This window comes from Aureimonas sp. D3 (genome assembly GCF_001463805.1).
Classification (GTDB): Bacteria; Pseudomonadota; Alphaproteobacteria; order Rhizobiales; family Rhizobiaceae; genus Aureimonas; species Aureimonas ureilytica_A.
In genome coordinates, this window is sequence record NZ_BBWM01000029.1 from 189,326 (window position 1) to 210,140 (window position 20,815).

The following is a 20,815-nucleotide window of genomic DNA, read 5'->3' on the forward strand; positions in this document are numbered from 1 at the left end:
CTTCAGCCCTTGATGCTGCCGGCGGTGAGACCGGAAACGACGCGCTCCTGGAAGATCACGATCAGGACGGCGACCGGCACGATGCCGACCACCAGCGCGGCCGAGATCACCGGCCAGGGGAACGAGAACTCGCCCTGATAGAGCTGGATGCCGACCGGCAGTGTGCGCAGCGCCGGGTTGGAATTGAAGGACAGCGCCAGGAGGAACTCGTCCCAGGAATTGACGAAGGCGAGAATGCCGGCGGTGAAGACGCCGGGCGCCGAGATCGGCACCACGATCCTGAACAGGGCGCCGAGCCGCGTGCAACCATCGATCATCGCGGCATTCTCCAGATCCTGCGGAATACCCTCGAAGAAGGAGGTGAGAATCAGCGTGCAGACCGGCAGCGACAGGACGGTATAGGGCAGGATCAGCGCGACCCATGTGTTCAGGAGGTTCAACGCGCGCATGGTCTCGAACAGCGGAACGAGCAGCGTGACCAGCGGAAAGGTCGAGACGGCGATGATCAGCGACAGGATCAACCCGCGATAGGCCAGTTGAAGCCGCGCCAGCGCATAGGCCGCCAGAACCGAGACGAGAAGCGTCAAGGCCGTCGAGAGCAGCGCCACCATGACCGAATTGAACAGGAAGAGATGCAGGGGCTGGTCGGAAAAGGCCGTGACGTAATTGGCGAGCGTCGGCTGATGCGGGGCCCAGGTGATGGGCTTGAGGGTCAGCTCGCCTTCCGTCTTGAGCGAGGTGAACAGAATCCAGAGCGCGGGAAAGAGGCCGTTCACCAGCAGCACCCCGGCAGCGAGGAAGCGCAGCGGTTTGCCCGAGAAGAGCGCCAGGGGCGAAGAGGCGACCACCGTGCTCATGGCTCAACCCTTTCGGCGCAGCATGTGGAGATACAGGAAAGTCACCAGCATGGAGAAGGCGAACATGACCACCGCCAGCGCCGAGCCATAGCCGAGGTCCAGAAAGGACACGGTGTTCTGATGGATATACATGGCGAGCGTGACGGTGGAGGTCCCGGGGCCGCCCCCGGTCATCATATAGGGAATGTCGAAAGTCTGGAGCGCGGTGATCGTGCGGAAGATCAGCGCGATGACGATGGCAGGCTTCAGGAGCGGCAGCGTGATCTCGAAGAACTGCCGGACGCGCCCCGCCCCGTCCACGTCCGCCGCCTCGTAGAGCGAGCGCGGAATGGTCTGGAGTCCGGCGAGGATGATCAGCGCCATGAAGGACGCGGTCTTCCAGACGATGGTGAGGCAGATGGCGGCAAAAGCCCAACCCGGCGAGTTGAACCAGATCACGCCTTGGAGCCCGACCCGATTCAGGACATCGTTCACGATGCCGTATTCATAGTGGAAGAACCACGCGAAGATGAGGCCCGCGAAGGAGAGCGGCAGCGCCCAGGGAATGAGGAGCGACAGGCGCACCGGCCATTTGTGCCGGAAGGGCAAATTGGCCAGAAGCGCCATGCCGAGCCCCATGAGAAGCGCGCCGGGCACGGTGATGGCCACGATCAGGAGCGTGTTCCAGGACGCCTCCCAGAAGACCGGATCGTCCCACATCAGGGCGTAGTTCTCGAACCCGGCGAAGGAGGCCGGAAGACCCGAGGTCAGCGACAGATTCTGGAAGCTCATCCAGATCAGCCGGCCGACGGGATAGACGATGATGACGCACAGAAGCAGCGCGGCCGGCGCGAGCAGCCAGGCGGCCAGCACCTTGTCGCTCGGGTCGAGCCAGCGCAGCCAAGCCGCGGGCTGTCGATCGGTCCGTTTCATGCCGTCCGTCGCTGCCAAGGTCACGATCACCCATCCTTACCGTCGTGAACGCCCTCTGCCGAGCCTTCGCCATCAAACCGGCGCGAGACCCGCGCCGGTTCGGCTTTGCGAATGCGTCAGCGCTCAGCGCAGGATGCGACGCAGCCGGCTTTCGATCTGCGCGGCCCCCTCTTCGGGCGTCGACACGCCGGAGAGAACGGCGTTCACCGTCGTGCGGATCACCTCGCTCACCTCGTTGTAGCGCGGCGTCACCGGCCGGGCGCGGGCGGTTTCAACCACCGGCAGCGCTTCGGCGAACCAGGGCGCGGACTTCAACACGTCCGGGTCGCCATAGAGGCTGGCATAGGTCGGCAGCAGCGCGCCGTTGACCGCCATGTATTTCGAAACTTCCTGGCCGCTCAGATATTCGGCGAGCTTCTTGGCCTCGTCCTGATGCTGCGAATAGGCGGACACACCGAACTCCCAGCCACCGAGGCAGCTCGACTGCTCGCCCGTCCCCAGCGCCGGCAGGCGCGCGACGCCGACCTTGCCGGCGACCGCCGATTCCGGCCCCTGGAAGTGCTTCCAGGCATAGGACCAGTTGATGGCGAAGAGCACCTTGCCGGCCTGGAACTCCTTGCGCGTGTCGTCGGTCGCAACTTCGGAAATGTTCTTCTTGGCGACGCCATCGTCGACGAAGCTCTTCCACAGGGCGAGCGAGCGGACGGCTGCCTCCTTGTCGAAATCGAGCTTTCCGTCCTTCACCAGCTGCTTGCCCTGGCTCCAGTAGGGCAGGAGGAAGGTGCAGACCGCGCCTTCGATCGCCTTGCCCTGGAAGCTCAGGCCCTGAAGATCGGCGGCGGCACTCCCCTCGCCGGCCGAAACTTTCCGGGCGGCTGCCTTCAGCTCGTCCCAGGTCTTGGGTGGCGCGATGCCGTATTTGTCCAGGAGATCTTTGCGATAGTAGAGGAACATCGCGTCCGCGAAGGCCGGCAGGGCCACGGCCTCGCCATTGATCGTGTTGGCCTCCGCATAGGCCGGCAGATAGACGGAGAGATCCTTCTCGGGGAAATGCGTCGTCCAGCCGGCGGCCGCATATTGCGCCGGGCGGATGACGTCGAGCATCAGCACGTCGAGATTGGGGTCCTTGGCGGACATCACCGTGTTGAGATACTGCGCCTGCGTCTCGGACGTGTTGCCGCCGGTCTCGATCGTGACCTTCACGCCTGGATTCTTGGCCTCGTAGGCGTCGAGTTCCTGGCGCCAGACATCCGGTTGATGCTGGCTCGATACGAAGATCTTGAGCTGCGTTTGCGCCAGCGCGGGCGTCGCCGCGAGCACACAGGCGCCGAGCGCCGCGCGGATGAGAAAGCGTTTGCGCATCCGTCCAATTCCTCCCGTTGATTCTGTGCAGGGGCGGCGAAGTTCCGTCGCCTCAGCTTATGGCCTTCTCGCTCGCCGCATCGAAGAGATGGATTTTCGTGGAATCGACCCCGACGTGGAATTTCTGTCCGGCATCGGCCCGAAACGCGGGCGGCATTCGCGCCGTGAGCCTCGCCCCTCCCAAGGCGAAATGCACCAGGGTATCCGACCCCAGCGGTTCGACCACCTCCGCACCGACCTCGAGCGTCGCCGCCCCGTCCTGCGCCAGCCCGAAATGTTCGGGCCGGATGCCGACCATGACCTCGCGCCCCTCATCGCCGGCCGTGCCCGGGGCGAGCGGCAGCATATGGCCGCCCGAGAAGAGGAGACGTCCGCCTTCGATCCGCGCGCGGGCGAAGTTCATGGCGGGTGAGCCGATGAAACCGCCCACGAACACGCTGGAGGGATGGTTATAGACCTCGTCCGGCGTGCCGACCTGCTCGATCTCACCGCCGCGCAGGATGACGATGCGATCGGCCAGCGTCATCGCCTCGACCTGATCATGCGTGACATAGAGGATCGTGGTGCCGATCGTCTGATGCAGGCGCTTGATCTCGGTGCGCACCTCGCCGCGCAGCTTGGCATCGAGATTGGAGAGCGGCTCGTCGAACAGGAAAAGCTGCGGCCGGCGCACGATGGCGCGGCCCATGGCGACACGCTGGCGCTGGCCGCCCGACAACTGGCCGGGACGGCGGTCGAGGAGATGCGCGATGCCCAGCATCTCGGCCGCATCCTGAATGCGCTTGTCGGCCTCCGCGCCCTTGATGCCGCGCACCTTGAGGCTGAAGCCCATGTTTTCGCGCACGGTCTTGTGCGGGTACAGGGCGTAATCCTGAAACACCATGGCGATGTCGCGCTCGCGCGGCGGCAGCGCGTTCACTACCTGATCGCCGATGCGCACCTCGCCCGAGGTCACGCTTTCGAGACCCGCCACCATGCGCAGCGTCGTGGACTTGCCGCAGCCCGACGGGCCGACAAGCACGACCAGTTCGCCATCGGCAATATCCAGATCGATGCCTTTGACGACCTGGGTACCGCCATAGCTCTTTTCGAGCCTGCGCAGGCTGACCGATGCCATGCTGTCCGCTTCCTCCCATCCGACATCCGAGAGTCGGCTTTCTCCCGCAATCTAGCGCGGAAGAAAATCTTAGATCAATCATGTATCAATTGTGCAGCGCCAGAGACACTGGCCCTCACCGGATTCGCGAGACATAGCGCGCCACTCGGGTGTCGTACCAAGTGTGCGAAACTTCCGCGATCGTGCCGTCCGCCGCCCAGCTCTTGCGGAAGATATGGCAGATCGGCGCGCCGACTTTGGGTTCGAAGGCGCTCGGCTTCCAGTCCGGCACATGGCCGAGATCGATCCGGTCCTCCGCCTTTTCGATGAAGAGGCCGAGGCGCGTCCGGTAGAAGAGATAGAGCGATTCCGAAAGATCGTCGGTCGTGATGGCGTCGGCGAAACTCCCGTCCAGCCAGATTTCCTCCAGCGCCGCGATGCGGCCGGAGAGGCATCGCAGGCGGCGGATACGGTGGCCGGAAGGCGACGGGCCGAAGCCGGCGATCCCCTCGGGCTTGGGCAAGCGCTCGACATCCAGCACCTCGGCCGTCGGCAGGCCACCGCCCTCGATCAGTTCCAGCCGGAACATGGCGTAGAGGCTCTGGGGATCGCTCGCCGCCCGGATGTAATTGCCCGAGCCCTGCACGCGCTCCAACAGCCCGCGATGCTGCAACTCGGCCAGGGCTTTGCGCAGCGTGCCGATGGAGGTGCCCATCGTGAGCGCCATGTCGCGCTCGGGTGGCAGTTTCTCCCCTTCGATCAGCCGCCCCGCCGCGATGTCGCGCACCAGCGTTTCCGCCAGTTGGAGATAGACGGGGAGACTGCCCCGCACCTGTCGCATCCCGCCTGCCTCCCACTCGCAGCTGCAAATTGATACACCATTGATTTACTCGATATCCGGTGTTAGCTCCAGACGAGGTTTCGCGTTCCGGGAGGAAATGCATGTCCGTCGTCCCGATCACGTCCGCCGATCTCGATGCCGCCGAAGTGTCCTGGTTTTCGGCGCTGTGCTCCGACGATTATGCCTTTCTCGGCGTGCCGGACGGCGCTTTGCGCTCCAGCTGGGAGCATTGCTCCGAGATCGCGCTCACGGCCGAGCGGCTGGGTTTCCGCAACATTCTCTGCCCTTCCTCCTATCAGGTGGGGCAGGACACGCTGAGCTTCGTCGCCGGCTGCGCGCCGCTGACGAGCCGTATGAATTTCCTCGCCGCGATCCGCTGCGGCGAGATGCAGCCGATCATGCTGGCGCGCACGGTTGCGACGCTGGATCATATGCTCAAAGGTCGGCTGACGCTCAACGTCATCAGCTCCGACTTTCCCGGCGAGGTCGCCGACAGCGCCTTCCGCTACCGCCGCTCGCATGAAGTGGTCGAAATCCTGCGCCAGGCCTGGACGCGCGAGACGATCGATTTCGAGGGCGAAGTCTATCGCTTCAAGGGCGTCTCCACCGAGCCGGCCCGGCCCTATCAGCAGAATGGCGGCCCGCTTCTTTATTTCGGCGGCTATTCGCCGGATGCCTTGGAACTCTGCGGCGCGCAATGCGACGTCTATCTCATGTGGCCCGAAACGCGCGAGCAGCTGGCCGAGCGCATGAAGGCGGTTCATGCGAGGGCGCAGGCGCATGGGCGCACGCTCGATTACGGGTTGCGCGTTCATGTCATCGTGCGTGACACGGAGCGGGAGGCGCGCGACTATGCCGAGCATCTCGTCTCCAGGCTCGACGACGAATATGGCAAGCTGATCCGCGACCGCGCGCATGACAGTATCTCGCTGGGGGTCGCGCATCAGGCCCGCGCCCGCGCGCTGGCGGACCAGTTCGGCTATATCGAGCCCAACCTCTGGACCGGCATCGGCCGGGCGCGCTCGGGCTGCGGCGCGGCGCTGGTCGGCTCGACGGACCAGATTCTCTCTGCCCTCGAAGATTACCGAAAGATGGGCATTCGCGCCTTCATCCTTTCGGGCTATCCGCATCTGGACGAGGCCGAGCATTTCGGCACCAAGGTTCTGCCGGCGCTGAAGACCTGCTCGCTGCCGCATGAATATGGCCGCGTGCCCGCCACTACGCCCGCCACCCCGCTCGGACTTGGGAGCCGCCACTGATGGAACGCTTGAAACTCGGGTCCGATCTGGAGGTCAGCCGCCTCGTCTACGGTCTCTGGCGCCTGGGTGACGACAGCGACACCTCGCCCGCTCACGTCCAGCGTAAGATCGAAGCCTGCCTTGCGCAGGGTATCACCACGATGGATCATGCCGACATCTATGGCGGCTATACCGGCGAAGCGATCTTCGGCGGCGCCCTGAAGGCCGCGCCGCATCTGCGGGACCGGATCGAGATCGTCACCAAATGCGGCATCGTCGCGCCGGTGGGTCGCCATGCCGGGGCGCGCGTCAAGCATTACGACACGGGCCGCGCTCATATCATGGCGTCGGTCGAGACCTCGCTGCGCGACATGGGGATCGAGCGCATCGATCTTCTTCTGATTCACCGGCCCGATCCGCTGATCGACCCGGCGGAGACCGGCGCGGCGCTGGATGAGCTGGTGGCCTCCGGCAAGGTGCGCGCGGTCGGCGTGTCGAACTTTCGGCCCCATGATCTGTCGCTGCTGCAATCGGCCATGCGCTCGCCTCTCGTGACGAACCAGATCGAGCTGAGTCTTCTAGAAACCGAGCCCTTCCGCAACGGCGATCTCGCCTCGTTGACGGAGCGACGCATCCATCCGATGGCTTGGTCGCCACTCGGCGGCGGGCGTCTCTTCGCGGACAGCGAAAGCCCGCTCCTGAAACACCTTAACGCGATCGCGGCCGAACAGGGCGTGGACGCCGGCTCCGTCGCCATCGCTTGGCTTCTCGCCCATCCCGCCCGCATCCTGCCGGTGCTCGGCACCAATTCTCTCCCGCGCATTGCGGCCATCTGCGAGGCTTTGCGCGTTTCCATCGACCGCCAGACCTGGTTCGAGCTTTACAGCGCGGCTACCGGACAGGACGTGCCGTGATGGGCATCATGCAGCCGATCCGCGATGGAACGGAGCATCGTTTCATCCCGAACGCCGAGAATGCCCGCGCCTATCGCAACGCGCTCGGCACCTACACGACGGGCGTTACCGTGGTCACCGTGGCAACGCCGGCCGGGCCGATCGGCATGACGGTCAACAGTTTCGCTTCCGTTTCGCTCGATCCCCCGCTGGTGCTCTGGTCGCCGGCCAAGAGTTCGTCCCGCCACGCGCTCTTCGCCGCCGCCCCGCATTTCGCGATCCATATTCTGGGTCTGGAGGAGGAGGCCTTGAGCACGCGCTTCACGCGCGGCGGGCTCGGCTTCGAAGGGCTGGACTGGCAGGCCAACGACGAGGGTGCCCCTGTTATCGCGGGCACGCTGGCGCGTTTCGAATGCGAAACCGCCTCGCTCTACGATGCCGGTGACCACACGATCATGCTTGGCCGCGTCCTGCGCGCGGCCCATCGCGAGGGCGATCCGCTTTGCTTCTCGCGCGGCGCCTTTGGCCATTTCAGGCATCATATCCCGGACTAGAGATCGCGACTCAACGCGCCACGACAGGGTTCGAGCGAGGCAGGCATGATCCGAAGCTTGAGGAAGCATGGTGCGGCGGGCCTCGGCCGCGGCGGCATTCACCACGTCCGGTCCCTGTTTCCCGGCTGCCTCGTCAGTGTCGTCGTGGCGCTGGCCGCCACCTTCCTGTCAGAGCACTACGGCGGGCCGGTCATGCTTTTCGCCCTGCTTCTGGGCATCGCCTTCAATTTCCTGTCGGTTGAGGGTGCCTGCAAGCCCGGCATCGACTTCACCTCCCGCACCGTCCTGCGGTTCGGCGTGGCGTTGCTCGGCGTGCGCATCACCGTGTCGGACGCGATGATGCTCGGTCCCGCTCCGATCCTTCTCGCGATTCTCGGCGTTGCGACCACCATCGGCGTTGGCGTGTTTCTGGCAAGGTCTCTGCGCTTCCCCGCCCTGTTCGGGCTGCTGACGGGCGGCGCGGTCGGCATCTGCGGCGCGTCGGCCGCGCTCGCCATCGCCTCGGTTCTTCCCAAGCGCGAGGGCGCGCGAGAGAGCGACGTGATCTTCACCGTCGTCGTCGTCACGACCTTCTCGACCATCGCCATGGTGCTTTACCCGATCCTCCTGAAACAGGGTCTCTTCAGCGACGCGCAGATCGGCATTTTCCTCGGTGCGACGATCCATGACGTGGCGCAGGTCGTGGGCGCGGGCTTCAGCATCTCGACCGAGGCGGGCGACGCCGCGACGCTGACCAAGCTCCTGCGCGTTGCCATGCTGGTGCCCGTGGTTCTCTCGATTTCCTTTTTCGTCTCGCGCGGCCAGAGCGAAGGGAGGGTCAGCGTGCCCGGTTTTCTTCTCGGCTTCGTCGCACTGGTCGCGATCAACAGTCTCGGCCTGGTGCCGCCTGTCGTTGCGACAGCCTTGTCGGACCTGTCTCGCTGGGCCCTCGTCGCGGCCATCGCCGCGCTCGGGATGAAGACCATGCTCGGCCAGATCGTAACGGTCGGCCCGCGCGCGTTGATCCTGATCCTTCTGGAAACGATCTGGATCGCGGCGCTCGGGCTCGTTGTGGTCTGGTTTCTTTAGACGGTCACCAGCGATCGCGCTCCAGGAGATGCGTGACCGCCGCGCCGCTCATGAGAACGACCGCGTCCTCCACGAAGCCGCTTTCCGTCTGCCCGTAGCGATCCATCGCTTGCCGTCTGAGCGCGAGACCGAGATAGGACGCGCCGATCGCCGCGGCGATGCCGAGAACCGCGCCGCCCGCTCGATCCCCACGCGGCGCGAGCACCGCACCGGCAAAGCCTGCCGTGAGACTGCGCGCCAGAAGCCCCGCCGGCACGGTGCGATCCGGCGCGGAGGCCATCTTGTCGCCCGCCATTTCGGCGGCGGCGAGTGCCGTGGTTCCGAGCGCCACGAGGGGATGGGCCAGAAGATCACGCGCCGGCGCGCCGGGCGGCAAGTCCCCGCGCCGGGCTGCACCCGACAGGAGCGCCAAGGGCGTCATGGCGCGTTGGCCCGCAACGAGGCCGATCAGAAGCGAGCGAAGCATGGCGTGTCCCTCAAGATGCGATGGAGAACGAAGTGTCAGCACAACATCTCGAGCCCGGCTCGGTATCCATCACCGGCCAAGTTTCTCTTCACGACCGGGACTTGGCTCCATGACCCTCGCGATGGCGCGCGCTGACAAGCGCTGCGAGGTCGAGATAGGAGTTGGCGAGACCCTCGAACATCTCGCCGAGTTCCAGCGGCAGGGAGTGGCTCGACGCCATATCCTGCTCCAGCGCTCGAATGGCCGCTTCGCTGACGGCGCACATCGCCTGACATCGTTCCAGAAGCATTCGCACCTGCTGCGCTTCCGACATCGATGGCAGTCCTTCCGCCCCACGCTTGCCACCTCGACAAGCGGACTTCCCCTAGGGAAGACGTAAGCCAGACTTGTTGGTTTGGACATTGCGCGCCACTCTTATTTGGATGGCTGACCACGCAAGCGCGTCATGAGCCGCAAATTGGCCACGCTGCGGCGCGAGAGCGCCTTGCGCGGCAATGCCTATCGCGCAAACCAGCCTTGTCGAAAACAACGAACAATCCGGCGTGTCCAGCGCTGCGGGACGCTTCCGCTCCGACACGCTTTCGACTAACTCACGGACCTGAATGCGACATATCGCACCAGGCGTCGCGCTTCCTTTTCAGATTTGAAACCCTATGCCAGCTTCTCAGCTCAGCTCCCTTTCCGCCGCATCCCAGACGGTCACCGACATGTCCGGCGGCCAGCCTGCGCCTATCCTGCGCGGAGACGATTTTACGAGCGGAGCGCCCGGTGGCGAGCGTCTCGATCACGTGTTCGAACGTCTGACGGAGCGCTTCTCGGCCCTGCCGGCCGTCGTCTCGGGCGGCCGGTCCTGGACCTATGGCGAGGTCGATGCCCGCGCCAACCAGATGGCGCGTGTTCTGGAACGGCGCGGGGTGACGCCGGGCACGCGCGTCGGGCTGCTGCTCGGCCGCTCGGCCATGACCTATGTCGCGACACTGGCGATCATGAAGGCGGGCGGCGTCTTCGTGCCGCTCGCCACCGCCTTCCCGCCCGAGCGCATGGCCCTCATCATCGAGGATGCCGCGATCGCCCTCGTCGTGTCGGAGGCGGCCTATGTGGATCTCGCCCGCGCGCTTCCCGTCGACAGCCTCCTGATCGAGGAGATCGAGGGCGAGATTTCGGCAGAGCCGGAAACGTCCCTCGGCCAGCGGGGCGGCCCGCAGGACGCCTGCTACATTCTCTACACCTCGGGCACGACGGGCCGGCCGAAGGGCGTCGAAATCCTTCACCGCAGCATCGCCAATTTCGTGCAGGTAGCGGCGGCAAGCTACGGCTACCGACCGGGCGACCGCGTCTATCAGGGCATGACGATCGCCTTCGACTTCTCGACCGAGGAAATCTGGGTTCCTTTCGCGGCCGGCGCGACGATCTTTCCCGCACCCCATCGCTATACGCCGGTGGGCGAGGAACTGTCGGACTTCCTCAACCAGCACGAAATCCAGTGCATGGCGTGCAGCCCGACGCTGCTTTCCTCCATCGACAGCGACGTGCCGAGCCTGCGCCTCATTCTGGTGGGCGGCGAAGCCTGCCCACAGGGGCTCGTGTCGCGCTGGTCCCGGCCGGGACTGCAAATCCTCAACACCTACGGCCCGACCGAAGCGACGGTGACGGCGACCATGGCGACGCTCGTTCCCGGCCGCCCGGTGACGATCGGCCGTCCGCTGCCGACCTACAGCATCGTCATTCTGGACCCGGCCGAGGCGAAGCTCGCGGCGGGCAACGAGCTCGGCGAAATCGGCATTGCCGGCATCGGCCTGGCCGCCGGCTATCTGCACCGCCCCGATCTCACGGACGAGAAGTTCATTCCCGACTTCATCGGCCTGCCGAACAACCCATCGGCGCGCATCTATCGCACGGGCGATCTCGGCCATATCAATTCGCATGGCGAGATCGAGTATCACGGGCGCATCGACACGCAGGTGAAGATTCGCGGCCACCGGATCGAGCTGGGCGAGATCGAGGCGATCCTTCTGGAGCAGCCCGGCATCGCCCAGGCGGCGGTGACGGCGGTGGAAATCCAGCCGGGGCGCACCGAGCTTGCCGCCTATTACGCGCTGAAGACGGAGGCCGAGCCGCTGTCCAAGCCCGAGCTTTCGGCCGAGCTGAAGCGTCGCCTGCCCGCCTATATGGTGCCGGCCTATCTGGAGCAGCTGGACGCGCTTCCGATGACCGTGTCGGACAAGATCGATACGCGCAAGCTGCCCAAGCCACAGCTGAACGAGACCAACGCCAACCGCGAGATCATCGAGGCGCGCAGCGACAACGAACGCTTTCTGGTGGATGCCGCTCGCGAGATCCTGGGTGTCGAGCGCATTTCCGTCGAGGATCATTTCTTCGACGATCTCAGCGCCAACTCCCTGCTGATGGCGCGCTTCTGCGCCCGCGTGCGCACGCAGCCGGGCTGGGGCACGACCTCGATGCGCGACATCTACCTCTTTCCCAGCGTCGCGCGGCTGGCCGAGCATCTCCAGACGCCGGACGAGATCGAACAGGCCGAGATCGAGCCCGTGCCGACGCACCGCGCGACGAACCTCGCCTATTGGACCACAGGCGCGGCGCAGCTTCTGTTCTACTCGGTCTACAGCTATTTCGGCCTCTGGGTCTTCGACCGGGGTCTCGACTGGGTCTATGTCGAGCTGGACGCGCCGATTCAGCTTTATCTGCGCTGCGTGCTGCTCTCGGCCGGCATCTTCTTCGGCATGTCAGGGCTTGCAATCCTTGCCAAATGGACGCTGATCGGACGCTGGAAGCAGGAGTCGATCCCGATCTGGAGCGCGCGCTATTACCGCTTCTGGGTGGTGCAGACGCTGATCCGCACCGCGCCCGTCGTGCTCTTCCGGGGTAGTCCGCTTTACAGCTGGTATCTCCAGCTCCTGGGCGCGCGGCTCGGGCACAACACGATCATCGAATGCCGCTACGTTCCGGTTTGCACCGATCTGATCGAGATCGGCGACAACACGATCATCCGCAAGGAATCGATCGTGCTCGGCTATCACGCACGCGCCGGCTACATTCACACCGGCCCGGTGACGATCGGCGACAATGCCTTCGTGGGCGCGGGCTGCGTGCTCGACATCGGCACCAAGGTCGGCGACGGCTCGCAGCTCGGCCATGCCTCCTCGCTGCATAGCGGCCAGTCTATCCCGGACGGCGAATGCTGGCACGGCTCTCCGGCCGTGCGCACGGACGCCGATTACTGCAAGGTCGAGAATCGCCGCCTGTCGGAGCTTCGGCGCGGGCTGTTCGAAGTGATGCAGCTGATCGCGCTCTTTGCGCTCATCACACCCTTCCCGCTCCTGTTTCACAGCTACTGGCAGAATGTCGGCGACGACTATCAGGAAACCATCGGCATCGTGGCGCTCGGCACCACGGTGACGCTGTTCGGCTATATCGCCGTCTCGCTTCTGGCGGCGCTCGTGGTGCCGCGCGTGGTCGGCCTCGTGCTGAAGCCCGGCCGCACCTACACGCTCTATGGCTTCCATTATTGGCTACAGACGGCGGTGGAGTTCTGCTCCAACAACAAGATCCTGAACGTCCTGTTCGGCGACTCCTCGGCCATCGTCCATTACATCCGGGCGCTCGGCTGGAACCTCAACACCGTCACCCAGACAGGCTCGAATTTCGGCAGCAACCAGCAGCAGGAAAGCCCGCATCTCTGTGAGATCGGCAGCCATACGATGGTGTCGGACGGCTTGTTCATGCTCAACATGCACAAGTCCGCCTCCTCCTTCCGGCTGGAGCACACCAAGGTCGGCGCGCAGAACTATTTCGGCAACAACATCTTCTTCCCCTCGGACGCGCGCACAGGCGACAATTGCCTGCTCGGCACCAAGGTCATGGTGCCGATCAGCGGCCCGGTGCGGGAGAATGTCGGCCTTCTCGGCTCGCCGCCCTTCGAGATTCCCCGCCTCGTCTCGCGCGACAAGGAACTGATCGCGAGCGTTGGTGCGGAGGAGCGTCGCCAACGCGTGCGCCTCAAGAACCGGCACAACGCCGTGACCGGCGTCCTGATGCTGACGGTGCTGTGGGTGGAGTTGTTCATCGCGCTCGCCATCGGCGACCGGGCGCTCAACTACTACACCGATTGGGGCGCGGTCGCGCTCTTCGTCGGCTCGCTTCTCGTGGTCGCCATCGAAATCCCGATGCAGCTCCTGATCGAGCGCGCGAGTCTGGGCTTCCGCAAGCTGAAGCCGCATATGACGACGATCTACGACCGCTCCTTCTGGCGGCACGAGCGTCACTGGAAGCTCGCCGATTCCGCCATCGTCAATCTCTTCCCCGGCACGCCCTTCCGGCCCATGGTTCTGCGGATGCTGGGCGTGAAGGTCGGCAAGCGCGTCTATGACGCAGGCGCGAACCTCACCGAGCGCTCCCTGGTGGAGATCGGCGACGATGCGACGCTGAACGAGGGCTGCGTCATCCAAGCCCATTCGCTGGAGGAAGGCGCGTTCAAGTCGGACCTGATCCGCATTGGCAAGGGCTGCACGCTCAGCCCAGCCGCCTTCGTGCATTACGGCGTGACTATGGGCGAAGGCTCCATGGCCGATACGGACGCTTTCGTCATGAAGGGCGAGGTTCTGGAGCCTCATTCCATCTGGAGCGGAAACCCGGCCAAGCTCAGCCGTTTCGTTCGGCCCGTTGAAGGCGTTGGCGGAACGGAGTGCGGCGCGTGAGTGCTGAGCCTGCTCACGTCGAGGTGCGGCTGGCACCCGTCGATAACACCAACCGCGCCGCCATCGCCGCAATGGTTTTGGGAGAAGCACAGGCGCATTTCGTCGCGAGCAACGCGGATTCGCTGGCCGAAGCGGAAGAGGACGCCGACGCCCGGCCGCGCGCCGTCTTCGCGGGCGAGCAACTCGTCGGCTTCCTGATGTACGACGCCTCGGAAAGCGAGAGCGAGGCGCGCATCTATCGTCTGATGATCGCTCCCGGTGAGCAGGGCAAAGGCTACGGAAGAGCAGTGGTGCAAGCCGCTCTGTCGGAAATCCGCGCGCTCGGCCACATCCGCGAAGTCTCGATCTGCTACGACCCCGGCAATGAAGCGGCGCGCCGGCTTTATCGTGCGGCCGGCTTTCAGGAAGAAGGGCTCGACGAGGATGGCGAAATGATCGCCCGGCTTGTCTGGCCTGAAGGCGAGGTTTGACGCTGGCGCCGGACGACGCCCCGGACGAGATCGCGCTCGCGGCGGCGCTGGACCGCCTCGCCACTCCGGGCATCGCGCTGGCCTGCCGCCGGATCCGGCCGGGCGACGGAGCTCACCTTCTCCCGGCGGAAGTGCGCTCGATCCCGGCGCGCGGGGTGGAGCGTCGGCGGGCGAGCGGCGCGGCTCGGCTGGCTGCGCGCACGCTTCTGTCGGCGCGGTTCGGCGAAGGGGTTGAAATTCCACGCGGCCCCTCAGGCCAGCCGCTCTGGCCGGACGGCGTAATCGGCTCGCTCGCCCATGACGAGACGATGGCCGTAGCGGCGGTGGCATGCGTCGGCGCGGTTCACGCACTCGGCATCGACGTGGAGCCCAGCCTGCCCCTGCCGGACGAGCTTCTCGATCTCGTCGTCATGCCCAACGACCACACCGGCGATCTCGAACCGAGCTTCGCGGCACGGCTTCTCTTCAGCGCCAAGGAGGCGGTCTACAAAGCCGCCTTCCCGCTCGACGGGCGCTTTCTGGATTATAGCGACATCGCCATCGATCTTCCCGCCGGCCATGCCACGACCCGCACCGGCCACAGGTTCCAGCTCCGGCATCTGACGTTCCCAAGGATCGTCACACTGGCGTTTTTCTAGCTCTGCCCGACCAGAACGAAGACAGTCAGCAGCAGAGCCAGTGCCGCCAGAATGAGGATGATCACCCAGCCCTTCATGGCGCGGTGGGTGACCTGATCGCCTTCGGTCTTGATCTCGCGCGGATGATCCATATTGCAAGCCGGCAGCGGGCCTGCACACCAATTCCAGACTCACCAACAAGGACGCCACGCCGGGGAGGGAAGTCTTCCTGACGACACGCGCGACAACGAAGCCGATGTCGGCATCGACTGAGCGGCCGACAGCCATAGGTTCCGATTCGCTGGGACGCCGTCAGCGCTCCCAGGGCGGGATGAAACGGGTGTCGCGATAATCGGAAAGATAGCCCGTGTGAACGGGGCTGAGCCAGTTGCGCGCCTTCATATAGCCGATCGCCTCGTGCGGCTCGCCGCCGGCACGGGCGCGAATGCGCAATTTCGAGCGGAAGCTGCCGGGCTTGCCGACACCTTCCAACTCGTCCAGCCGGGGAAGGTGGTCGGGCTCGACCCGGTACAATTCGCCCCACACGGGCAGGCCATGGCCGGGACGGTCGAGCATCATCGGGCTGTAGAACGATCCGGCGATCACCATGGGATAGGGTTCGCTGGTCCGCACCTCACCTAGAAACTCGCTCTTGGCCAGTCCGAGGGAGTGAAATGGAAAACCGCGTTTGAGCGTACCGTAGACAAAGACATGAAGCATGTCGGGATAAGGCAGCCGTCCGTCCCACGGTTCCTATCGTTTCGCTTCGGTGGATCAGGCGAAATGTCGCGCGCCGTCGCGCCGCTCAAGACGGGCGCACCCATCTTCACGGATGATAAGCAGTTAAAAGACCTGTCCGCCCGTTTGGTCAGTGTGTTCGAACGAATCACGAAACGAACGGCGAATGCGATGACCGTGGCAGAAATGACGGCCGAGCCGACATGTGAGAACGTGCCGGACAATCTCATTCGACCGCTCCTCGCTCTGTCCAAGTCCACGCGCCAGCTCATCTCGCTGAAGCTCGCTGAAATCGGCGTCGTGGCGGGGCGGATCAGCTTCTGGACGCGATCAATCCCGACCAACGACGCGGCATTTGCGAGATCGCGCGCGAGCTTTCCGTTCGGCCTTCGACCGTTTCGAAAATGCTGGACAGTCTGGAGCGGCGGGGCTGGTGCCGGCGCGAGATGGACGACGCCGATCTCCGGCGAACCTTCGTGGTTTTGACCGAGGATGGCGCGCGGGTCCGCAGCGAGGTCCGGCAGGTCTGGTCCGCCATGAATGACGATCTGACGCGCCAGATTCCTTGCGCCGACAGACCAGCCTTATCGGACGCGCTCTGGCGCATCGAACGCATCGTCGCAGGCCGGCTTTCGCGTCTGCGATAGGGCCTGCAGGCGCACAACGCGCATCAAGAGGTGAGCGCGCGAAGGCAGTGCGGCGTGCGCCTCCGTTACGAACGCCCGCCCGATCGATCAGCGATTGGCTCAGCCGTAGCCGATCGATCCGCGTTCGCCCTGCGACCACGAGACGGCATCACGCGGCCGACCCAGCCCGTCCACCATTGATCGAAGACGGCGACCGGCACGGCGAGCACCACAGTTCCCAGCATCGTTACCCCGAAGGTCGCCGCGATCTGTACGAACCGCCCTGCCCCGGCCGTGGCTTCGAATGTCAGGCTGGAGACGGAACAGATGACGAGGACCTGGCAAAGATAGATTCCGAACGACAGGAACCCGAGCCCGCGCCCCAGCCGGCCACTCATGGCACGCCGCAGCCCCGCCGAGCGGCGGAACAAGAGCAGCGCGAGGCAGGCGGCAATCGTATGCAGGATCACGCGAAGGCGCAGCGCGTCCCATTCGGCCACCGGCGCAAGCGCGGCGTAGAAGCCCTCGGGGCGGCCACCGACGACATTTTCATGATATCCAGCGAGAAGCAGAATGGCAGAGACGGCCAACAGGATTCGTCCCCAGCCCCAATCCTCCCTCTTCGTGCGATCACGCCACGCAAGCCCGAGGCCGACGAGGAAGGGGGTCAGCCAGGGGCTGATGCAGAACGCGGCACAGCCAATCGAGACCAAGCCAACCCACCGTAACCGCTCCAGTCGAACCATGAGGAGCGCTGCCCCAAGCACGAGGAGGCTACCGGCGAACTCGTAGAACATGGTCCAGAGGCTGGAATTATAAGCCGCGTGGCCGGTGAAGAAGGTCGTTGCCCCTTCCCAAAGACTATCGGGAATTTCGCGCAGGCCCGCGTTGGGCCACGTGTAGAACCAGCCGAGCCAGATGGACGGCACGAGCGGTGCGACGGCCTGATTCGAAAATCCGCCAAACGCCATGACAAGCCCGGCCATCAGGTTCGTCAACATCACCGGACCCGCCAGACGCGGCCAGCGCCGCAAGGCGGACGTCGCGGCCACCTGTGCGCGGCCGGTGCGCAGCACGCCGAGCGAGAGCACATAGCCCGACAAGACGAAGAAGACGACAACCGCCGCCGACCCGTTGACGAGCGAGAAGGCCGGCGTGCGCGATAGCGAATAGGCTTGGCCCGGATAGGTCAGACCATGAAGACGCGGCGTGAACGCCAGCATCGTATGATGCACGAGCACGACAAGGGCCGCGATGCCGCGAAGCGCTTCCAGCTCCGCCAATTTCCCGCGCGCTCCGTTTCGGGGCGTATCCATATCCCAACCTGCCCTGATGACCGCAGCGCCCGTCGCCTCTGCAAGGCAACCCGATGCCCCTCCTAACGCGCCTCATACGGCGCGGCCAGAGGTGTAGTTCGCGGGCGAGATTTCCGGGTCGTCGGACTTCGCATCCGTCCTCAACCAAGGGTTGGCCGAAGGAGAGGCTCGGGATCAGTCGAGGCGTGGTCTGTGGAAATGCTCGAACCAACGTCCCAATCCATTCGAAGCATCAATGGACGGTCGCTGCATTTACGCGGTCTTTAGCAGCACAACCGCGGATTTCTAAATGTCGACGCGAACAGAATTATCTGCGCAGAGAAACGCCTAGTCAGAAGCTGATTTTCTTGATTTAGTTTTAATGAGGAAAAATGGTGCCCAAGGGCGGAATCGAACCACCGACACTGCGATTTTCAGTCGCATGCTCTACCAACTGAGCTACTTGGGCTTCGCAGCGCTTCTTCTTTCGAAGTGCATCTCTGCGTTGGTGAGTGCCTTATAGAAGGCTGGAAAAAGCCTGTCTAGCCTTTTCTCATGTCGGCATGATGAAAAAAGACAGCAGAATCCTGCTTGCCTTCCTCGGCTCCCTATGGCAAATAGCCGCCATCGAAGCGCTGCGGTAGCTCAGTGGTAGAGCACTCCATTGGTAATGGAGAGGTCGAGAGTTCAATCCTCTCTCGCAGCACCAGATACTCCCTCCCCCAAAAAGACTTTTACTCTGATCGAACGACAAGCTGCATTTTGCGGTGCCGTCTTTTGGTACTGGAGCGCGTCACTATACTGCTCGGCTCTTCGTCGGAGTGGCGCCACTCTCTCGGGAGGACGCCGAAGCGCCATCCCTTCTCCTTTGCATGAAACGAACCGCCTTAGCTTCGTAAGGCCTCCGCGATCGCGCATAGCCAAATGGACACCGCTACGGCTCCGGCATCGGGAATGCCGAGAGCACGCTCGCCGAGATAGCTTGCACGGCCAAGGCGCGGCGCCATCTGAGCGCTCGCTGCCGCTCCATCGCGAGCGGCTTCCTCGGCTTTGGCAAAAGCCGTCGGCAGCGCCTCGCCCGCCGCCACGGAGTCGCTGACCGCTCGTGCGGCGGGGCACAACGCGTCCAACATGGTCCGGTCGCCCTCCTGTGCACCTCCGAGTTCCGCGATCGCATCGCAGGCCGCCTTCATGGCCGCGGCGACTGCTCGGGCGTCCGACGTGCCGATTGCGAGTTCACGGGCGGCCCGCATCAGGCCCGTAGCGTAGAACGGCCCCGAACTGCCGCCGATCGCGCGCCGAAGCGCATCGGCCATGGATCGCAGCGCGGTAGGAGGATCGGCCCATGCGCCGCTGGGTAGCGCACGAACCGCCTCGGCGCCGCGCGCGAGACTGGCGCCGAGATCGCCATCCCCGGCGCGCGCGTCGAGATCGGTCAGTTCCGCTTCCGCCGCCTCCATGGCCGACATGACCGCAAGGCTGACGCGCCGCATCGCCTCCATCTCAGCTGGAACGGGCGCATTCTGCTCTTCCCTGGCCGGAGTTTCGGCTGCTGCCAGACGCATGTCGCGATTGAGATGTCCGCCACCCGGCCAAGCCGGCGCGCCGGTGGGCGCGTCCAGCAGGGCCAGTCGCGCATCGTCCACGCGCAGGAGAGACAGCGAACAGCCCCGCATGTCGAGCGCCGATAGAAGCGTCCCCGTCCAGGCGCGCTCGACGACGAGCCCACGCGCTTCGGCCTGCGCCAGCGCTTCGCGCGCCACCACGTCGAGCTCCATCGGGGGCGTGCCGCCGAGCCCGTTGACGAGAAGCACACAGCGCTCGCCTCGCCGCAGCGCGAGATCGTCCGCGATGGCCGATAGGAGAATCTCGACCAGCGCGGCGGCCGGCTGCATCGGCGCCCGGCGCACGCCCGGTTCGCCGTGAATGCCGAGCCCGAGTTCGATTTCGCTTTCGCCCAAGGCAAAGCCGGCCTTGCCGGCGGCCGGCACGATGCAGGGCTCCAGCGCCAAGCCCATGGAGCCGAGATCGGCGGCCGCCGCACTGGCAAGCCGAGCGACCTCGGCTAAGGCATCGCCCCGCTCGGCCGCCGCGCCTGCGATCTTGTGAACCAGCACGGTGCCGGCAATGCCGCGCCGGCGCGCCTTGGGCACGGTGTCGCGCAGCGCCACATCATCGGCCACCACGACGATCTCGACCGGCTTGCCCTCGCCTCTCAGGATTTCCGCCGCCAGGCCGAAATTGAGCCGGTCGCCGGTATAGTTCTTGACGATGAGCAGCGCCCCCGCCTCGCCCGTGACCGCGCGCAAGCCCGCCAGAACCGCATCCGAGGAGGGCGAGGTGAAGACATCGCCCGCGACCGCCGCCGTCAGCATCCCCTCCCCGACATAGCCGGCGTGAGCGGGCTCATGGCCGCTGCCGCCGCCCGACAGGACGGCGACGCGTCTGATATTCGGGGGTGTCGCGTCCCGGCGCAGAACGACGCTTTCGCCAGTCAGAAGCACCTGCCCCGGTGCCTGCCGCGCCGCCCCTTCCAGCATCTCGGCGACCAGCGTCTTCGGATCGTTGATGAGCTTCTTCATGCCTCTCCCCCGGCCGTGCCTCACAGGCGCGGAGACTGACCGGCCGATGCGCTCTCGGCAAGCCATTCTCGCCAGACCCGCGCCGGGCGGGTTGAGCCACGCAGCCTACCCGCGACACTCGCCGCCATGCCTTTCCCGACCTCGAGTGTCACTGGCACAAGGCGGCGAACCGGCCATCCCCACTTCCAAAGGGAAACTGGAGGCGGCTGGAGACAGCATTTAACGGCATCGACACAGGATCGTGTCGCCACGCTCCACAAGCCGCCCTCTCCCGACGATGACAAGGCTCGCGCCTTCGCGCTATCGAAGGCACGAGCTTGGTTCCAACCGGAGTGCGCATGTGAAGCCCCAGCCCCTGACACCGGCCTCGGCGGATGCCAACGCTCGCAAGGCCGTTGCGCCCGTCGTCTGCTATCCTGTGGAGGCCCTGCCGAGGCCCGATCTGGCGGCCTACCGTGGGGTCCGCGAGGATTGGACCTTGGTGG

Annotated in this window: 19 protein-coding genes and 2 tRNA genes; 9 read left to right on the forward strand and 12 right to left on the reverse strand. The window is 65.0% G+C overall.

The window, feature by feature from the left end:
- Nucleotides 1-2 precede the first annotated feature (2 nt).
- From AUL36_RS08210 to AUL36_RS08230, 5 genes are all read right to left on the reverse strand, one after another.
- A complete protein-coding gene (locus tag AUL36_RS08210; protein WP_062219638.1) occupies nt 3-857 on the reverse strand; it encodes a carbohydrate ABC transporter permease in 855 nt (284 codons plus the stop codon).
- A gap of 3 nt (nt 858-860) precedes the next feature.
- Nucleotides 861-1,769 (reverse strand): carbohydrate ABC transporter permease, encoded by a 909-nt coding sequence (locus AUL36_RS08215; protein ID WP_062219693.1) that lies wholly within the window; start codon nt 1,767-1,769, stop codon nt 861-863.
- Nucleotides 1,770-1,892: 123 nt separating this feature from the next.
- Nucleotides 1,893-3,131, reverse strand: coding sequence for an ABC transporter substrate-binding protein (locus AUL36_RS08220; protein WP_062219640.1), 1,239 nt, complete (start codon nt 3,129-3,131; stop codon nt 1,893-1,895).
- A 52-nt stretch (nt 3,132-3,183) separates the two neighbouring features.
- The gene (locus AUL36_RS08225; RefSeq protein ID WP_062219642.1) at nt 3,184-4,248 is read right to left on the reverse strand and encodes an ABC transporter ATP-binding protein; all 1,065 of its coding nucleotides are present in this window, start codon (nt 4,246-4,248) and stop codon (nt 3,184-3,186) included.
- Between the two features lie 115 nt (nt 4,249-4,363).
- Nucleotides 4,364-5,068: a GntR family transcriptional regulator gene (locus AUL36_RS08230; protein ID WP_062219644.1), complete on the reverse strand. Its 705-nt coding sequence runs from the start codon at nt 5,066-5,068 to the stop codon at nt 4,364-4,366.
- A gap of 101 nt (nt 5,069-5,169) precedes the next feature.
- On the opposite strand from AUL36_RS08230, the gene AUL36_RS08235 reads away from it, so the two are divergent.
- Genes AUL36_RS08235 through AUL36_RS08250 form a run of 4 tightly spaced genes read left to right on the forward strand, consistent with a single transcriptional unit; the run spans nt 5,170 to nt 8,821 of the window.
- Nucleotides 5,170-6,327, forward strand: a complete 1,158-nt coding sequence (locus tag AUL36_RS08235) for an LLM class flavin-dependent oxidoreductase (RefSeq protein ID WP_062219646.1) — start codon at nt 5,170-5,172, stop codon at nt 6,325-6,327.
- Nucleotides 6,327-7,220 carry an aldo/keto reductase gene (locus AUL36_RS08240; RefSeq protein ID WP_062219648.1) on the forward strand — a complete coding sequence of 298 codons (894 nt, stop codon included), beginning with the start codon at nt 6,327-6,329 and terminating at the stop codon, nt 7,218-7,220. Before AUL36_RS08235 ends, AUL36_RS08240 begins: the two co-directional genes overlap by 1 nt.
- Nucleotides 7,220-7,753, forward strand: coding sequence for a flavin reductase family protein (locus AUL36_RS08245; protein ID WP_062219650.1), 534 nt, complete (start codon nt 7,220-7,222; stop codon nt 7,751-7,753). Before AUL36_RS08240 ends, AUL36_RS08245 begins: the two co-directional genes overlap by 1 nt.
- A gap of 45 nt (nt 7,754-7,798) precedes the next feature.
- On the forward strand, nt 7,799-8,821 hold the full coding sequence (locus tag AUL36_RS08250; protein ID WP_062219652.1) for a YeiH family protein: 1,023 nt from the start codon (nt 7,799-7,801) through the stop codon (nt 8,819-8,821).
- A 4-nt stretch (nt 8,822-8,825) separates the two neighbouring features.
- On the opposite strand, the gene AUL36_RS08255 is transcribed toward AUL36_RS08250, so the two are convergent.
- Nucleotides 8,826-9,287 carry a hypothetical protein gene (locus tag AUL36_RS08255; RefSeq protein WP_062219655.1) on the reverse strand — a complete coding sequence of 154 codons (462 nt, stop codon included), beginning with the start codon at nt 9,285-9,287 and terminating at the stop codon, nt 8,826-8,828.
- 88 nt (nt 9,288-9,375) lie between these two features.
- Entirely contained in the window at nt 9,376-9,600 is a 225-nt protein-coding gene (locus AUL36_RS08260; protein WP_062219656.1) for a hypothetical protein, read from the reverse strand.
- A 394-nt stretch (nt 9,601-9,994) separates the two neighbouring features.
- Here AUL36_RS08260 and AUL36_RS08265 point away from each other — a divergent pair, with 394 nt between their 5' ends.
- From AUL36_RS08265 to AUL36_RS08275, 3 genes are read left to right on the forward strand one after another with little or no spacing between them, the layout of a single operon-like run.
- On the forward strand, nt 9,995-14,002 hold the full coding sequence (locus AUL36_RS08265; RefSeq protein ID WP_062219695.1) for a Pls/PosA family non-ribosomal peptide synthetase: 4,008 nt from the start codon (nt 9,995-9,997) through the stop codon (nt 14,000-14,002).
- Nucleotides 13,999-14,472 (forward strand): GNAT family N-acetyltransferase, encoded by a 474-nt coding sequence (locus tag AUL36_RS08270; RefSeq protein WP_244497071.1) that lies wholly within the window; start codon nt 13,999-14,001, stop codon nt 14,470-14,472. The genes AUL36_RS08265 and AUL36_RS08270 overlap by 4 nt, the downstream gene beginning before the upstream one ends.
- Nucleotides 14,469-15,110 (forward strand): 4'-phosphopantetheinyl transferase family protein, encoded by a 642-nt coding sequence (locus AUL36_RS08275; RefSeq protein ID WP_244497072.1) that lies wholly within the window; start codon nt 14,469-14,471, stop codon nt 15,108-15,110. Before AUL36_RS08270 ends, AUL36_RS08275 begins: the two co-directional genes overlap by 4 nt.
- Here AUL36_RS08275 and AUL36_RS24835 read toward each other — a convergent pair.
- Nucleotides 15,107-15,241 (reverse strand): hypothetical protein, encoded by a 135-nt coding sequence (locus AUL36_RS24835; protein WP_280137980.1) that lies wholly within the window; start codon nt 15,239-15,241, stop codon nt 15,107-15,109. The two genes, AUL36_RS08275 and AUL36_RS24835, sit on opposite strands and share 4 nt — an antisense overlap.
- 160 nt (nt 15,242-15,401) lie before the next feature.
- Nucleotides 15,402-15,809 carry a gamma-glutamylcyclotransferase family protein gene (locus tag AUL36_RS08280; RefSeq protein WP_062219658.1) on the reverse strand — a complete coding sequence of 136 codons (408 nt, stop codon included), beginning with the start codon at nt 15,807-15,809 and terminating at the stop codon, nt 15,402-15,404.
- Nucleotides 15,810-16,189: 380 nt separating this feature from the next.
- Between AUL36_RS08280 and AUL36_RS24975 the strand changes: the two genes are divergently transcribed.
- Nucleotides 16,190-16,474 (forward strand): MarR family winged helix-turn-helix transcriptional regulator, encoded by a 285-nt coding sequence (locus AUL36_RS24975; RefSeq protein ID WP_374700750.1) that lies wholly within the window; start codon nt 16,190-16,192, stop codon nt 16,472-16,474.
- Nucleotides 16,475-16,539: 65 nt separating this feature from the next.
- On the opposite strand, the gene AUL36_RS08290 is transcribed toward AUL36_RS24975, so the two are convergent.
- Both AUL36_RS08290 and AUL36_RS08295 read right to left on the reverse strand, forming a co-directional pair.
- On the reverse strand, nt 16,540-17,769 hold the full coding sequence (locus AUL36_RS08290; protein WP_082655713.1) for an acyltransferase family protein: 1,230 nt from the start codon (nt 17,767-17,769) through the stop codon (nt 16,540-16,542).
- Nucleotides 17,770-18,141: 372 nt separating this feature from the next.
- Nucleotides 18,142-18,217: transfer RNA gene (locus AUL36_RS08295), tRNA-Phe, on the reverse strand.
- Nucleotides 18,218-18,382: 165 nt separating this feature from the next.
- On the opposite strand from AUL36_RS08295, the gene AUL36_RS08300 reads away from it, so the two are divergent.
- Nucleotides 18,383-18,457: transfer RNA gene (locus AUL36_RS08300), tRNA-Thr, on the forward strand.
- 178 nt (nt 18,458-18,635) lie between these two features.
- On the opposite strand, the gene AUL36_RS08305 is transcribed toward AUL36_RS08300, so the two are convergent.
- Entirely contained in the window at nt 18,636-20,330 is a 1,695-nt protein-coding gene (locus tag AUL36_RS08305) for a dihydroxyacetone kinase family protein (RefSeq protein ID WP_062219664.1), read from the reverse strand.
- Nucleotides 20,331-20,815: the final 485 nt, after the last annotated feature.

What these genes read in the sequence shown, in the direction of transcription:
- AUL36_RS08280 (WP_062219658.1), bottom strand. Translation starts at nt 15,809, where the DNA reads ATGCTTCATGTCTTTGTCTACGGTACGCTCAAACGCGGTTTTCCATTT.
- AUL36_RS08260 (WP_062219656.1), bottom strand. Translation starts at nt 9,600, where the DNA reads ATGTCGGAAGCGCAGCAGGTGCGAATGCTTCTGGAACGATGTCAGGCG.
- AUL36_RS08220 (WP_062219640.1), bottom strand. Translation starts at nt 3,131, where the DNA reads ATGCGCAAACGCTTTCTCATCCGCGCGGCGCTCGGCGCCTGTGTGCTC.
- AUL36_RS08250 (WP_062219652.1), top strand. Translation starts at nt 7,799, where the DNA reads ATGATCCGAAGCTTGAGGAAGCATGGTGCGGCGGGCCTCGGCCGCGGC.
- AUL36_RS08305 (WP_062219664.1), bottom strand. Translation starts at nt 20,330, where the DNA reads ATGAAGAAGCTCATCAACGATCCGAAGACGCTGGTCGCCGAGATGCTG.
- AUL36_RS08235 (WP_062219646.1), top strand. Translation starts at nt 5,170, where the DNA reads ATGTCCGTCGTCCCGATCACGTCCGCCGATCTCGATGCCGCCGAAGTG.
- AUL36_RS08225 (WP_062219642.1), bottom strand. Translation starts at nt 4,248, where the DNA reads ATGGCATCGGTCAGCCTGCGCAGGCTCGAAAAGAGCTATGGCGGTACC.
- AUL36_RS08265 (WP_062219695.1), top strand. Translation starts at nt 9,995, where the DNA reads ATGTCCGGCGGCCAGCCTGCGCCTATCCTGCGCGGAGACGATTTTACG.
- AUL36_RS08290 (WP_082655713.1), bottom strand. Translation starts at nt 17,769, where the DNA reads ATGGATACGCCCCGAAACGGAGCGCGCGGGAAATTGGCGGAGCTGGAA.
- AUL36_RS24835 (WP_280137980.1), bottom strand. Translation starts at nt 15,241, where the DNA reads ATGGATCATCCGCGCGAGATCAAGACCGAAGGCGATCAGGTCACCCAC.
- AUL36_RS08230 (WP_062219644.1), bottom strand. Translation starts at nt 5,068, where the DNA reads ATGCGACAGGTGCGGGGCAGTCTCCCCGTCTATCTCCAACTGGCGGAA.
- AUL36_RS08240 (WP_062219648.1), top strand. Translation starts at nt 6,327, where the DNA reads ATGGAACGCTTGAAACTCGGGTCCGATCTGGAGGTCAGCCGCCTCGTC.
- AUL36_RS08215 (WP_062219693.1), bottom strand. Translation starts at nt 1,769, where the DNA reads ATGAAACGGACCGATCGACAGCCCGCGGCTTGGCTGCGCTGGCTCGAC.
- AUL36_RS08255 (WP_062219655.1), bottom strand. Translation starts at nt 9,287, where the DNA reads ATGCTTCGCTCGCTTCTGATCGGCCTCGTTGCGGGCCAACGCGCCATG.
- AUL36_RS08245 (WP_062219650.1), top strand. Translation starts at nt 7,220, where the DNA reads ATGGGCATCATGCAGCCGATCCGCGATGGAACGGAGCATCGTTTCATC.
- AUL36_RS08210 (WP_062219638.1), bottom strand. Translation starts at nt 857, where the DNA reads ATGAGCACGGTGGTCGCCTCTTCGCCCCTGGCGCTCTTCTCGGGCAAA.